We start from the raw sequence: 14536 nt of genomic DNA, 5'->3' as shown, positions 1-14536 counted from the left end.
TGTGCCAGTTTATTCTTTTATTTATTTAATCATTATGATTGTTTTTTAATTGAATTGATTTTTTTTTATATGTTGCTGGCATTACATATTCTAAGTTTTTATTACCTCTAATTGTTTCTGAATGTCCAATTAATAAGTAAGAATCATCTTTTAAGTATTGATTGAATTTGTCAGCAAGTTTGTTTCTTGTTTTCTCATCAAAATAAATCATTACGTTTCGACAAAAAATTAAATCAAATTTTTTATTAAATGGGAAAACATCGTTCATTAAATTTAATTTTTTAAATACGGTCATTTCTTTAAGTTCGTCTTTAACTTCAAATTTGTCATTTTGTAGTTTATTTAAATATTTATTTTTTAAATGTTTTGGTAGAGTTTTTACTCGGTCTTCTGGATAAATTCCTTCTTTAGCTTCTTTTAATACAGTAATTGAAATATCTGTTGCTAAAATTTTTGCGTTGCATTGGATTTTATTGTTATTGATATATTCATTTAATATCATTGCTATTGTGTATGCTTCTTCTCCACTTGAGCATCCAGCTGACCATATTCTAATTTCTTTTTCTTGTGTTTGTGTTATTTTTTTGATCATTTTGGGTAGAATATTGTTTGCAAGGAATTCAAAGTGATTAGGTTCTCTAAAAAAATAGGTGTGATTTGTTGATATTTTATCTACTAATTCTATTAGAGATATTTGATTTTTTTGATTTTCTAAGTAATTAATATATTCTGTAAAATTGTTTAAGTTTTTTGCTTTAATTGTTGATGATAAGCGACTCTCTATTAATAATTTTTTTTTCTCGCTAAGATTAATACCAAAATTGTTATAAATTATTTTGGTGAGTCTTTGAAATTCTTCTTTGTTTATTTTGATATTAAATTCATTATTAATATTCATTATTATATGTCACATCCGTTATATTAGTATCTCTTAATTTTTTAAATATTAGTTAAATATTAATTATAATATTGAAATTTATGATATCAAATATTTTTTTAATATAAATGTTTGAATTGAAATAATATGTGAATTATGCTATTTTAATATCTAAAATGCTATTTTATTTCAGTTGAAGGGTTTTTATTATGCGTAAGAGAATAAGTCAAACAAAAAGCGTTATATCTGGTGGTGAGAATGATAAAAGAGTTGGGATGTGGGGCATTTTTGCACTTATATTGATTGTATTTGGGTTTATTATTGCACCTTTAATGCCAGGATTATTTGATACTACTGATTCGTCTAATTTAAAGTTTGGCTTTTATAAGGGACAGCCGATTTATTATGCTAAAGATAATAAATTTGCACAATATGTTAATTTTTATTCAAATTTTTATTCTAAACTAAAAAGAGATAATAATTATGATATAGACTATTTTATTTGGCGCTTAGCTTTTATGAAGTATGTTGAGGATATTGCTTTTCTTGATTTGGCAAAGAGTAGTAACTTTTATATTTCAAAAAGTGTTTTGAGTCAAAATGTAATGAACTCTCCTGTTTATTTAGATTCTAATGGTAATTTTAGTCCTAAAAGGTATAATAAAGTTTCTGATTATCAAAAGTTTAAAATTTATAGTGACGCTGTGGAAAATTTGCTTTCTTCAAATATTCAGATTTTTTTGAATAGTAGTTTTGTATTTTCAGATTTTCTTTTAAGTGCTGTTAAAAATATGAGTAAGATTAGAAAAAATATTGCTTATATTACACTCTCTTATGAAGATTTTCCAAAAGATAAAGTAATATCTTATGCTGAAGATAATCAAAAGTTGTTTAAAAGTTTAGATCTTGTTTCTATTAGTTTTAAAAATTTAAGTAATGCTAATGATGCTTATGACAAATTATCTAAGGGTATGCCTTTTGAAGAGGTTGCTAAGTTTTATTCTGAAGACGTTGCTAATTTTAAAGGTATTGCTTCTTCTAGGCAGTATTATTTTGATTTAGATCTTATGCTTAAGGAAAAAGAAGGTCTAAGTTCAATTTTTTCTTTGAAGATAAATGAATTTACTAATCCTATTAAATCTAAGAGTTCAGGTGAATATAAAATATATAAAGCGTTAAGTGATATTTATAATTTTGATCAAAATTCAAATAATGATATTAGTGCTGTTAAAAATTATATAGAAACTTATGAACCCAATGTTATTGAGACTTACCTTGAAAATAAACTTAATGCTATTTTATCTGAAATTAATTCTGATGTTGGAGAGGAACGCTCTTTGCAAAAATATAATTTGAAAGTAAAAGAAGATGTGGTTAATCTTGCATATAATATGAACATTTATTCTAGTACTTTAAAAGAGCTTTCAATTTTTAGTAATAGTCAAGGTTTTTATGACTTAATTTTTGATTTGAAAGAAGGTCAATGGTCTAAACCCTTTTTAGCAGATCATAAAGTTTATTCATTTTATTTACGTTCATCTTCTAATGATTCTTATGAGTCTGATGTTTTAGTTCAAGAGGATCGTATTATTGATAATTTTTCTAAAGCAAATAGTAAGTTGCTATTAGATAATGTCTTAAAGAAAAATAATTTTAAAGAAAATTTTAATGAGGCATTTTTTTCTTTAAAGGATTTTAGTTTAAATGCCGGTAATTAGAGTGTAGTTTAAGCTTTTATATTTTATTGAGTATAAGAGTAGATATGTAAAAATCATGTGATATGTTTTTTAAACAATATTTTATATTTCTTTTTTTCGTTTTATTTTCTTGTGTTAAAGGAAATAAGGATTTTATTATTTTTAATAAAGATTTTAATAAAAAGATGAGTAATAGCAAATTAAATTATTCTGATGCAAATGTGAGTGAAGATTCTGGAGAGAATGTGTTTGGGTCTTTAATTGATCTGAAGGGTTATAAAATTTTGTCAGTTCATCAGGAAAATTTGAATTTAGATGTTTATTTTGAGCAAGTGGTTTTAGCTCAAAATTTTGCAGATCTGAAGACACATTTATTTATTATTGGTTTTGATCCTAAAAGTCATGAGGCAGTTGTTCTATTTAAGACACAAGTAAATATTGATTCTAAAAATTCTTATAATATGTATCTTGAAGATATTACTGGTGATTATGATTTTGATATAGTTGTTCAGGGTTTTTTAGATGAATATGCTGTTTTATATGTTTTTAAAAGGGCAGTTGCTAATGATGTTTCGTCATATAGACCTATATTTTTTGATAAGGTTAATGGAAACATTATTATAAATAAGTATTCTCGATCTTCTGCTTATGATGATAAGAAATCGAGGGAAAGTTATTCAATTTCTTTAGAGAGATATGAAAAGCAGGGGGAGGATATGATAGTAAGTAAGATAGAAAAGTATGTATATTCTCAAGCGCAGGGTAAATATTATCCTTTGTCTACTAGTGAAAAGGTTAGACGTATAGATAATGATGTGTATCAAACTTTAAAAAATTTACCTAAAGATGAAGTTTATAAATTTTTATATGGTATTTGGTATGATAATGATTCTCATCAACGTTCAGGAAAGTTAGATCTTAAAAATATTTTGCTCTTATCATTTAATAGGCATTTTAATGAAATTAGTATTTTTAAGAATAATTCTCAAGAAATTGCACACATTGAATATATTTCAAGACCTGCCTATAATATTCTCAATATCAGTACTAAATCTGTTTTTTCCGATTTAATAGTATATAACTTTTGGATTAAAATTGTTGATATTGACAATATTGAAATAAAAATTGATACAGGAACAGATGCTTATGATAAGTATGGGTTCTCAGGTATTTTTAAACGATTTAATAATTCTGTTTTAGAGAATGATGATCAAAAATTTTTGTTTATTCCAAATGGTAATTATGTTTATAAAGATGTTATTTATGATTTTTCTTATCCTAGTCTTACTTATATTGTTAAAGATAATATTTATTATGGAATTTTTAATGTTTTGAATTTAAATAATAATTTAGTTCTTGAATATGAAATTAGCATGGATGAGAATAAGGTAAGTGAGTCTTTTATTGTTGAGTATAGTGAGAGAATAGTTAATAATCAAAAATTTTCTACTATTATTCTTCATCCTATTAAGATTTTAAAAGATGAAGTAAGTTTGCTAAAAAGGCAAAAATTAAAACTTGAGAGAATAGAGAAATTAGGGTAAAAACCATATGAAAATATTAAGGAGTATTATTACTTATATTAGTTTTTTTTTCTTTGTATTGTTTTTTACTGTTTTATTTTTTGTATTTTTAGTTTTTAAGATATTTGGATTTGAAAATGCTTTTATAAAATTTATTTTTGTATTGATTAGATTTGCTATTAAAACTTGTTTATGGTTGTCTGGAATTAAGGTTGTTATTACAAAAGATGATGATTGTTGTTTGAACAAAGATGGTGGTGTGGTAATTATTGCAAATCATATTGCGTCAATGGATCCTATTTTTTTAATTTATGTTTTTATAAGGCCTTTTGTAATAGTTGCTAAGAGATCGCTTTTAAGTATTCCTTTAGTTAATTTTATATTACTTTCTATGGGAGCTATTTTTGTCAATAGAAGCAGTATAAGATCTTCTGCTGTTACTCAACAAAAGGCGACTAAAATTATTAAAGAGGGTGGAGCTATTGGAATTTTTCCTGAAGGAACCAGAAATAGAGGTGGAAAAACAAAAGATTTTAAAAGAGGTTCTGTTAATTTGGCTTTAAGAACAAATTCTCCAATTGTTCCTGTTACTTTGCTTAATACACATAAAGTTTTTATTAAAAATTTAATATTAAATTCAGGATTATCAGTATATGTGCATATCCATTCTTTAATAGATGTTTCTAATTTGACAGATGATGAGAAGGAGCAGCTTCATGTTATTGTGAGAGATAAAATAGTTAAAAAATTAGAAAAAATGAAAATTCAGTATAATTGTTGATAGGAATTTAAATGAAAAAAAATTGTTATGATGAGAGTAAAATTGTTACCTTATCTTCTCTTGAACATATTAGATTACGATCTGGAATGTATATTGGAAGACTAGGAGATGGTTCTAATATTGATGATGGTATTTATATTTTAATTAAAGAAATCGTTGATAATTCAATTGATGAATTTATTATGGGTTATGGCAAAGAAATTGTTATAAAAAGAGAGGATAATGTCATTACTGTAAGAGATTATGGTCGTGGAATTCCTCTTGGAAAGGTTGTTGAGAGTGTCTCTGTTATTAATACTGGTGCTAAGTATAATGACAATGTTTTTCAATTTTCTGTAGGGCTTAATGGAGTTGGGACTAAAGCTGTTAATGCTTTAAGTTCAAAATTTTTAATAAGGTCGATAAGAGAAGGTAATTTCTTTGAAGCTGTTTTTTCAAAAGGAAATTTAATTAATACTACGGAAGGTAAATCTGATGAACAAAATGGCACTTACATTGAGTTTTTAGCAGATACAGAAATTTTTGGGAAATATAAGTATAGTGAGGATTTTTTACAAAGAAGATTTTTTCATTATGTTTGCTTAAATAAAGGTTTAGAAATTAATTATAATGATCAAATTTTTCGGTCTGATAATGGGCTTCTTAATTTTATAAGAGCCGAGATTAAGTATGAAGATTTACTTTATGATTTTGTTTATTATTCTAGTAAAACTTTAGAGTTTGCATTTTCTCATACAAATAATTATGGTGAGACATATTTTTCATTTGTAAATGGACAATATACTAGTGATGGAGGTACTCATCAAACAGGTTTTAGAGAAGGTTTTGCGAGAGCCATTAATGATTTTTTAAAAAAAACATATTCGTCTACTGATATTAGAGAAGGACTTGTGGCAACTCTTTCAATTAAAATAAAGGATCCAATATTTGAAAGTCAGACTAAAAATAAGCTTGGTAATATTGAAACTAGAGGTAACATTGCTAAGGAAGTGCAAAGGCTAATTTTAGAGATTTTATATAAAGATAAAACACTTGCAAAAACGATAGAGAGTAAAGTTATTGATAATGAACGTCTTAGAAAGGAATTAAGCAGTGTACGGAAAGAGGCAAAAGAGAGAGCAAAAAAAATATCTTTTAAAATTCCTAAACTTAAAGATTGTAAATTTCATTTTAATGAAAAAAGTGTACATTCTGATGCAACCATGATTTTTTTAACAGAAGGAGATTCTGCAACAGGATCAATGGTGTCTTGTAGAGATGTATATACACAGGCTATATTTTCTCTTCGTGGTAAACCCCAAAATATGTTTGAAAAAAATAGATCTGAAATTTATAAAAATGAAGAACTCTATAATATGATGGTAGCTCTTGGTATTGAAGAATCAATTGAAAATTTAAGATATAATAAAGTAGTAATTGCTACAGATGCAGATTTTGATGGATTTCATATTAGGAATTTGCTTTTAACATTTTTCTTAACTTATTTTGAAGATTTGGTTTTAAATGGGCATATGCATATTTTAGAGACACCACTTTTTAGAGTAAGAAATAAGAGTGCTACTATTTATTGTTATTCTGAAGAAGATAAACAGAAAGCGCTTCTTAAACTTAAAAATCCTGAAGTTACAAGATTTAAAGGACTTGGAGAAATTTCGCCAAATGAATTTAAAGGTTTTATTGATGTTGCTAATATTAAACTTACAAAGGTAGATCTTGTTAATATTAAAGAAATAAAAGAGCAATTGGGATTTTATATGGGGCCAAATACTCCTGAGAGACGAAACTTTATTATGGAAAATTTAATTTAATGAACATTAAAACATTACTTAGAGATAATTTTTTACAGTATTCATCTTATGTTATTAAAGATCGTGCAATTGCTAGTGTTATTGATGGCTTTAAACCGGTGCAGAGACGAATAATACATTCTCTTTTTGAAATGAATGATGGTAATTTTCATAAAGTTGCAAATGTTGTTGGAAATACAATGAAATATCATCCTCATGGAGATACTTCAATTTATGAAGCTCTTGTTAATATGGCAAATAAAGATTTATTTATTGAAAAGCAAGGAAATTTTGGTAATCTTTTAACGGGTGATCCTGCTTCTGCATCTCGTTATATTGAATGTCGATTAACTCCTTTAGCGTTTGAAGTGCTCTATAGTAAGGAAATAACGACTTATGAGCCTTCTTATGATGGTCGTAATGCTGAGCCTTTGATTTTTCCTGCTAAAATTCCTGTAATACTTATTCAGGGAAGTGAAGGAATTGCTGTTGGTATGGCTGCTAAAATTCTTCCTCATAACTTTAATGAAATTTTAAGAGCTGTTAAGAGTGAGTTGCTTGGTGAAGCTTATAAGCTTTATCCTGATTTCCCAACAGGTGGAATAGTTGATGTTAATGAGTATGCTGATGGCAATGGAAAGGTTTTGGTTCGTGCAAAAATTGAAACTACAGATGATAATAAGGCTATTTTGATAAAAGAATTACCTTTTGGAGAAACTACAGAAAGTTTAATAGCTTCAATTGAGAGGGCTATTCGTAAAAACTATATTAAAGTTTCGAGTATTAATGATTTTACTACAGAAAATGTAGAGATTGAATTGACCCTTCCAAGGGGGGTATATGCCAATGAAATTATTGAAAAACTGTATCATTATACAAATTGTCAAGTTTCTATTTCTGTTAATTTGCTTTTATTGAGTGATAGATATCCTGTTATTTATACTGTTACAGATATTATCAAGTTTCATGCTGAGCATTTACAAAAAGTTTTAAAGATGGAGCTTGAACTTGAGAGAAGTAAGATACTTGAAAAAATTTTTTCTAAGACCTTAGAGCAAATATTTATTGAACATAAGATCTATAAAATTCTTGAAACTATTTCTAAAGAATCCGATGTTGTTGATATTGTAATGAGTGAAATTGTTAAGTATGGAGATAGGTTTTCTAGAAAAATTGTTTTAGATGATATTGAAAACTTGCTTAAAATTCCTATTAGGAAAATAAGTATGTTTGATATTGATAAAAATAATAAAGATATTCAAATTTTAAGTAAAGAATTAAAAAGTGTAGAAAGTAATATTAAATCAATTAAAAATTATGCAATAAATTTTATTGATAAACTTCTTGCTAAATATTCAAAAATGTATCATAGAAAGACAGAGATATCTCTTATTGAATCCAAAAATGCTAGAGAAATTGCTACTAAGAATATGAAAATTTATGTGAGTTTAAAAGCAGGGTTTGTTGGAACCAGTCTTATTGATGGTGAATTTATTGGAAATGCTAGTTATTATGATAAGATATTAATCTTTAAAAAGGATTCTTATATTTTAAAAAATATTGAAGATAAGACCTTTATTGAAAAGAATAATGTTAGTGTTTTAGTTTATGATATAAATAATTCTAAGGAGCAGGTATTTTCTATAATTTATCTTAATAAAGTCGATAATTTTTATTATGTTAAAAGATTTAGGATAGATAAGTTTTTAACTGATAAAGTTTATTATTTTTTAAATAAAGATGATGAATTTATAGATTTTACTTTTAATGCACAATTTGTGGCGTTTTCTACTAGTAGAGATGTTGTTAAAATGATTGATATTAATAATTTTATGATTAAATCGCGAATTTCTGTAGGTAAGAGAATTTCAAATAATATTATTAAAAAAGTTAAATTTAAATAAATTGAAGATGAAATAAATTATTGAACAATTCTTTTAATATGTATATAATGCAAACACTAGGCTGTTTATTTTGGGGGTATTTTATGAAGAGAGTATTAATTTTAGTTTTATTTTTATTTTGTATTTTTGAAAGTTTTGCTCAAAGTTATGATGAAATGAAGACGGATATTGGGAGTAACAGCATTAATGGTAGCGGTAATTTGGAGAAGTTATTACTTTATGAGAGTTATAAACAAAATGCTTTAATTCCTTTTTTATTGAATTTATTTGTAGGTTTTGGAATAGGTTCTTTAGTTCAAGGTGACATTACAGGTGGATTATTGATTTTAGGTTTTGACGCTTTAAGTTTGGGTTTGTTAGGTTATGGTGTATATTCTACTTTGAATTCTAAGTCAGTTGAAGTCCCAGTAATTGGTTTATCTCTAATGACATTAGGAGGAATAACTATGTTTGTAACACGAATTGTTGAAGTTGTACTTCCCTTTACACATGCGGCTAGCTATAACAAAAAACTTAGACAAAATTTAGGCATTGCATTAGGAAGTTTTCATCCTGAAGTTGATTTAAGCTTTGATGAAAATTCTAGAGTTATCTTTGAACTTTCTTTTACTAAGAAATATTAATTGTAAAAATTTATATTAAACTCATTGAGTGTAGTTATAATAATTAGTAATTGTAACTACTCTTTGTTTATATTATGAGTATTTATTTAAGTTATCTTTTAAATTGTTTATGTTGTGTTTTTAATATAACTATTGCGTTTATGATTTTTGTTTTCTTTATTTATATTGTTTGATTTCACGACTGAGATCTTTTTTGATACTTTTTTGTTTTAAAATTTCTCTTTTGTCAAACAGTTTTTTTCCTTTACATATTCCAAGTTCGACCTTTATTAACGAATTTTTGAGATATATCGATATAGGAACCAATGTGTATCCTTCTTTTTCTTTGAATTTTTTTAATTTTTGTATTTCTTTCTTTGTTATAAGTAATTTTCTACGTCTTGTTTCTTCATGATTAAAGATATTACCTTCTTTGTATTTTGCTATATGTAAATTTTCAAGCCATATCTCATCTTTTTTTATATTAGCAAAGCTGTCATTGAATGTAAATTTTTTTAATTTAATAGATTTTACTTCAGTTCCTTTTAAAACAATACCACAACTTAGTCTGTCTTCAATAAAGTAATTAAATCTTGCTTTTTTGTTTTCAAGCAGTATTGAGCTCATATTTATTCCTTTTCAATAACCAGCCTAAATCCAATGTTAGGAGAACACCAATATTTTAAAAAAGAAGCTTGTGTTAAAGGTTTAAGCGTTGAATTATTAGTATAAGTGTAAGTTCTAAGCTCTGTGATTAGTGAATTGAAATTATGGTTTTCAGAATATATGTCATTTTTGTTTTGGAATAATATAACTTCATTAAAGCTTGAGTTTTGCATCAAATTCCAAAATCCAATTTTTTTAGATACTTCATTTATATTTAAATTGTCTATAGATTGTGGGACTTCTTTTTGATATAATTCCCATTCTTGAGATATAGGAAGTCTTGCTTTAAATCCTTTAGGTAAGGTTGAAGAGTACCATTTAGCATATTCTATTGCTGCGTAGTAAGATATGTGTGTGATATCTTCATTTGAAGGCATTTGATTGAAAGTTTTAAGATAACTTTCATCTACAAGTTCTTCTTTTATAAGGTTATTTTTATTATTTAATGCCCATTTAGGATTTTTGTCTAAAAAATTTTGATATTCAGCTTTAGTAATATTTTTGTTCTGGATTAGGAATTCTTTTAATTTATATGTAGTCTTTAATATTAAATCTTGTGAATGTAATTTATAATTTTTGATGCTATCAATGTTTTGAGATATTATTTTTTTGAAGTTATTTAGAGATAAATTTATATTTTGATTTTCAAAACTTAATATTTTATTTTCATTTTTTAATTTTTCTATAAATGTTTTAAACCATTCTTCGTGAAATACTTGTTTTTGTTGTTCTGGGTCTAAATTTTCAAAAAACCAAATAATAGCCCTATCTTCTAGATTAAAATTTTGTTTTAAAGATGTCCATATTTCTTTATTGTTATTATCATTGATTGAGTATATGGTTTTGTATGCCGATATAAAGTCTTGAAACATTATATTAGAATGTATATGTGGAATGGAGGTTTGAAAAAATTTTTTGATATATTCTGAGTTATTTTGTAAATCATTCATAATTAGTGAAAATACTGGAATTAATTTTATGTTATCATCAGCATTTTTAATTTTTGTCATAACTGAGAGTTCTTTTTGCCTTTTTGCAATGATCTTTTCAGGAGCTATTAGTTTTAAATTAACATTTAGCTTATAATTTGCAAAAAATTTATTTTTGATATCAATTTTTGTTTCGTAAGTTTCAAATCCAAATCTTTTAATTTTTAAAGTTCCTTTATTAAAGTTTACGTATTTGTTTAGAGGAGTTTTGCCAATATATTTTTCATCTATGTAAACATATGAATTTTTAATATTGGTTTTTATTTTTAAATATACTCCAGGATTATTTAATTTAGCATTTATGATGAAACCAAGTAATAATATTATAGGAAGGATAATCATTGTAAAGAAAACATAAACTTTTGGAGTTATTCCCAATATTGGTTTTAGTTCTACTGTGAGTGGTTGTTCTTTAGTGACATTAAGACTATCATTCTCTTTGAGCATACATAGTGATTATAGAAAAGTATTAAAAGAAATTCAATATTACTATATTTCTTTGCGTGTATTAATTGTGAAGAAATATAGTACATGATAATTTGTATTGAATTTTAGATTTTGTTTTCTTTAATTATTTAAATATAAGATGTTATTGGCTATATTGATAATTTTTGATTTTATGTATAATTTAGGTTTGAGGACAAATTTATGTTTTTAGAAAAATTGGATAATTTTGCTAACTTTTTAGTGAGAATTGTTGAGAGATATCTAACTTATAGAAAACAAAAAAAATATTTTTATAAATTGAGAGCTAAAAAACGAGGTTTTATGCTTAACTTTTTGCTTGAGCTTTTAGGTGCTTCGATTTTTGTTTTAGGAATAAATCAATATTTTTTACAGGCGTATAGAATTCCATCAGGTTCGATGGAAAATACTTTGCAGATTGGAGATTTATTGTTTGTGGATAAGTTTTCTTATGGTCCTGAACTTTTGCCGGGATTGTGTAAGATAGTTGGAATAAAGGAACCAGATGAATCAGAGATTGTGATTTTTGAAAATGTAGAATATAAATCAAAAGGGCTTTTTTTTGATATTTTGCATAGATTGCTTTATATGCTAACTTTTAGTTTTGTCGATCTTGATAAGGATGAGGATGGAAATCCTAGTGTTAGATTTCTTGTAAAAAGAGCATTATTTGCAGATGGTAAACTTGTAAGATTTAGGAATGGATTAGTGTTTGTAAAGAGGGAAGGTGAGGAAGAATTTATAGAAGAAGATATTTATAAGTCTTCATTGGGATATAATTTTACTGTTAAGAAAAATGTAGAAGAGGTGGATTATAAGGTTTATGATAATCTTGCTATGTTTATTGCGTTAAATCAATTAAATGTTAACTTAGAAAATGTATCTGATTTTTCATTTTTTAATCTTAGAGAAATTGATAGATTTGAAATTGAAAGACTTGAATATCGTTATTTAGTAGCTTTTATGCCATATGTTGATTATTACATGGAGAAGGCAATAATGAGAGATTATGGAATATATGTGCCTTATGGGTATGTGTTACCTGTTGGGGATAATAGAGACAATTCTTATGATGGAAGGTTTTTTGGTGTTATAGATAAAAAGAAAATTCTTGGTAGAGCGTTTTTTATGTATTTTCCTTTCTCTAGAATAGGTTTAATTTAAATGCCCGGTTATTTAACTTTTGAACAGAGACTTTTAAGAAAACAAAGAAGAAAAATTTTTTTTAAAATTATTTTGTTATTTTTGCTATCTAATTATTTTGTTACAAAATTTGTTTTACAAATTTTTACTTTTCAAGGTGATGAGATGTTTTCTTTGATAACAAAAAACAATACTTTAGTTTTTGTTTCAAAACATATACGTACTTTTTTTATTCCGTTAACATTAAATGATATTGTTATTTATGAAGATCCAAATTTAAGATACAATTTTATTTTTAAATTTTTGAGAGATTTATTTTTTTTAAATAATATTTTCAATATAGGTAGTTATAAGATTGCAAAAATAGTTGCTACTTGGGGAGATTTAGTATACGTTAAGGGTTTTGATGTTTTAGTATATAGACAAGTTAATAATTCTTATTATTTGAATGGTAATTTGATGATAGGTTATAAATTAAATGATTTCTTTGGTTTTGATGAAGTAATTAAATGTTATTCTTTAAAAAAAAATGAATTTTTTCTTTTAAATGAAAATTTAGAAATACTAAATGATTCTAGAGTATTTGGTCCTGTGGGACAGGCTGATATTTTATCTTTTTTATTGCTGAAAATAATGGGTTATAAGGTTGTTAAATAAAATTTTTGTTGATGCTGATTCTTGTAATTTGGAAATAATAAAATTTTTGCAAAATTTTGTGTTAAGTAGAAATGTAGAACTTATTTTGGTTGCAAATAGGAAGCTAAAATTAAAGATATGCAAAAATACTTTTGTTAAAGTTGTAAGTGATGTTGATTCTTTTATTTTGGAATTAGTTGATAAAAATAGTATGGTGATTACTAGAGATATATTATTTGTTAAAAGCTTATTAGATTGTCAAATTAAAGTTATGAATGATGAGGGTCAAATTTTTGATAGAAACAATATAAGTTATTTGCACTTTAGAGCTAAATTAAATGTTAACTTAGATATTAAAATTAGAAAATCTTTTTATAAGGAAACTAATAAAATTAAATATTCAAATTTTACAATGAATTTTCATCGTTTATTCTTTAATTAACTTTTTATTTTCGATTTTCCATAGTCCTTTTCCTTGTGTTAATATATAAATTATTTCTTTTGATATAGGTATGATATCATTAAGTCTGGTTTTACTTAATTGCGAGCCATTGTAAGAACCTGACAATACAGATTGTGAGGGTGGTTGTAAGATAAAAGTATCCTTATCTTTAATAAGTTCTACAAATCCATTACTACTTCCAATCAGTATTATGTCATGGAATTCTCTTGCAAAGTATGCAATAAATTCTCCTATGTTATCACGATTGAATATTGGAAATTTATAATTGTCTTTATTTGAATATATTTCAAATTTATTGTCTGTTGAGTCAGTATTTCTTCCAGTGAATACTAAAGTTTCTTGCGAACCGCGAATATTTGTGTCTATTATTGCCATTATTTCATTTGTTGTATTAACTTTTGTAACTTCGCTACTATTTAATTTCCAAATTTTAGCAAATCTTCCCGTAATTGATTTATTGCTATTTGAAATTTGATAAAACTTGTCATTATGAGTTGCAGAATTGGGAGTTTGATTATTTCCATTTGTATCTAGAATAATTTGTTTGCCATTGTTTTCTATTGCCAGGATATAAGCTGCGGTAATTTCGCTTATACTTATAGATTTTAGAAATTTAATTGGAGTTACATTTTTTTGGAATAGAAGTTTCCAATTATTATTTTCAAAAGAATATAGTTCTAATTGTCCATTTTTATTTTGTACTAACAAATATGTTGTTCCTGACACATTGACGAGATCGATCACAAATTCATAAGAATTGCTAAAATTTACTCTTGTTATATTTCCGTTTTCCTTTTTAAATAGATGCATGGCTGCAATATAAAGAGTATTGTTTATTAATGAAATACCACTTGGACTTGAGCTATCTAAAATGTTATTGTTACTATTAATTTTTTGTAATTTGCTAAGTTGAGAAAAGATAGATTCACTTGAGCATTCTAGGTTTAAAAATGTTAATATTATTATAATTAATTTTTTGAAGTTTTTTTTATTCATAATTTAC

Annotated in this window: 13 protein-coding genes; 9 read left to right on the top strand and 4 right to left on the bottom strand. The window is 25.5% G+C overall.

The features are described 5' to 3' along the window. Window positions 1-25: 25 nt before the first annotated feature. Window positions 26-898, bottom strand: a complete 873-nt coding sequence (locus BRE_RS00255) for a CheR family methyltransferase (protein WP_012538618.1) — start codon at window positions 896-898, stop codon at window positions 26-28. A gap of 188 nt (window positions 899-1086) precedes the next feature. On the opposite strand from BRE_RS00255, the gene BRE_RS00250 reads away from it, so the two are divergent. The 6 genes from BRE_RS00250 (at window position 1087) to BRE_RS00225 (ending at window position 9192) form a co-directional block, all read left to right on the top strand. Beyond that, window positions 1087-2595 (top strand): peptidylprolyl isomerase, encoded by a 1509-nt coding sequence (locus BRE_RS00250; protein ID WP_012538617.1) that lies wholly within the window; start codon window positions 1087-1089, stop codon window positions 2593-2595. 62 nt (window positions 2596-2657) lie between these two features. Beyond that, entirely contained in the window at window positions 2658-4118 is a 1461-nt protein-coding gene (locus BRE_RS00245) for a pallilysin-related adhesin (protein ID WP_012538616.1), read from the top strand. 7 nt (window positions 4119-4125) lie between these two features. After that, on the top strand, window positions 4126-4878 hold the full coding sequence (locus tag BRE_RS00240; protein ID WP_012538615.1) for a lysophospholipid acyltransferase family protein: 753 nt from the start codon (window positions 4126-4128) through the stop codon (window positions 4876-4878). A gap of 11 nt (window positions 4879-4889) precedes the next feature. Continuing rightward, a complete protein-coding gene (locus tag BRE_RS00235) occupies window positions 4890-6686 on the top strand; it encodes a DNA topoisomerase IV subunit B (RefSeq protein ID WP_012538614.1) in 1797 nt (598 codons plus the stop codon). After that, a complete protein-coding gene (locus BRE_RS00230; RefSeq protein WP_012538613.1) occupies window positions 6686-8569 on the top strand; it encodes a DNA topoisomerase IV subunit A in 1884 nt (627 codons plus the stop codon). Before BRE_RS00235 ends, BRE_RS00230 begins: the two co-directional genes overlap by 1 nt. A gap of 83 nt (window positions 8570-8652) precedes the next feature. Beyond that, window positions 8653-9192: a P13 family porin gene (locus tag BRE_RS00225; protein WP_041178069.1), complete on the top strand. Its 540-nt coding sequence runs from the start codon at window positions 8653-8655 to the stop codon at window positions 9190-9192. A gap of 156 nt (window positions 9193-9348) precedes the next feature. On the opposite strand, the gene smpB is transcribed toward BRE_RS00225, so the two are convergent. Together smpB and BRE_RS00215 are read right to left on the bottom strand one after the other, a co-directional pair. Then, complete coding sequence (smpB, locus tag BRE_RS00220) at window positions 9349-9798, bottom strand: SsrA-binding protein SmpB (protein ID WP_012537808.1); 450 nt, start codon at window positions 9796-9798, stop codon at window positions 9349-9351. 2 nt (window positions 9799-9800) lie between these two features. Continuing rightward, window positions 9801-11273 carry an SUMF1/EgtB/PvdO family nonheme iron enzyme gene (locus BRE_RS00215; protein WP_012538611.1) on the bottom strand — a complete coding sequence of 491 codons (1473 nt, stop codon included), beginning with the start codon at window positions 11271-11273 and terminating at the stop codon, window positions 9801-9803. Window positions 11274-11474: 201 nt separating this feature from the next. Here BRE_RS00215 and lepB (BRE_RS00210) point away from each other — a divergent pair, with 201 nt between their 5' ends. Genes lepB (BRE_RS00210) through BRE_RS00200 form a run of 3 tightly spaced genes read left to right on the top strand, consistent with a single transcriptional unit; the run spans window position 11475 to window position 13512 of the window. Beyond that, window positions 11475-12455 carry a signal peptidase I gene (gene lepB / locus BRE_RS00210; RefSeq protein WP_012537806.1) on the top strand — a complete coding sequence of 327 codons (981 nt, stop codon included), beginning with the start codon at window positions 11475-11477 and terminating at the stop codon, window positions 12453-12455. Further along, complete coding sequence (gene lepB / locus BRE_RS00205; RefSeq protein ID WP_012538610.1) at window positions 12456-13091, top strand: signal peptidase I; 636 nt, start codon at window positions 12456-12458, stop codon at window positions 13089-13091. Then, window positions 13081-13512 carry a DUF188 domain-containing protein gene (locus tag BRE_RS00200; protein WP_012538609.1) on the top strand — a complete coding sequence of 144 codons (432 nt, stop codon included), beginning with the start codon at window positions 13081-13083 and terminating at the stop codon, window positions 13510-13512. The genes lepB (BRE_RS00205) and BRE_RS00200 overlap by 11 nt, the downstream gene beginning before the upstream one ends. Here the strand turns inward: BRE_RS00200 and bamB are convergent. Further along, a complete protein-coding gene (gene bamB, locus BRE_RS00195) occupies window positions 13498-14529 on the bottom strand; it encodes an outer membrane protein assembly factor BamB (protein ID WP_012538608.1) in 1032 nt (343 codons plus the stop codon). The two genes, BRE_RS00200 and bamB, sit on opposite strands and share 15 nt — an antisense overlap. Window positions 14530-14536: the final 7 nt, after the last annotated feature.

The organism is Borrelia recurrentis A1 (assembly GCF_000019705.1).
GTDB lineage: Bacteria > Spirochaetota > Spirochaetia > Borreliales > Borreliaceae > Borrelia > Borrelia duttonii.
This window is presented reverse-complemented; position numbering and strand designations above follow the sequence as displayed.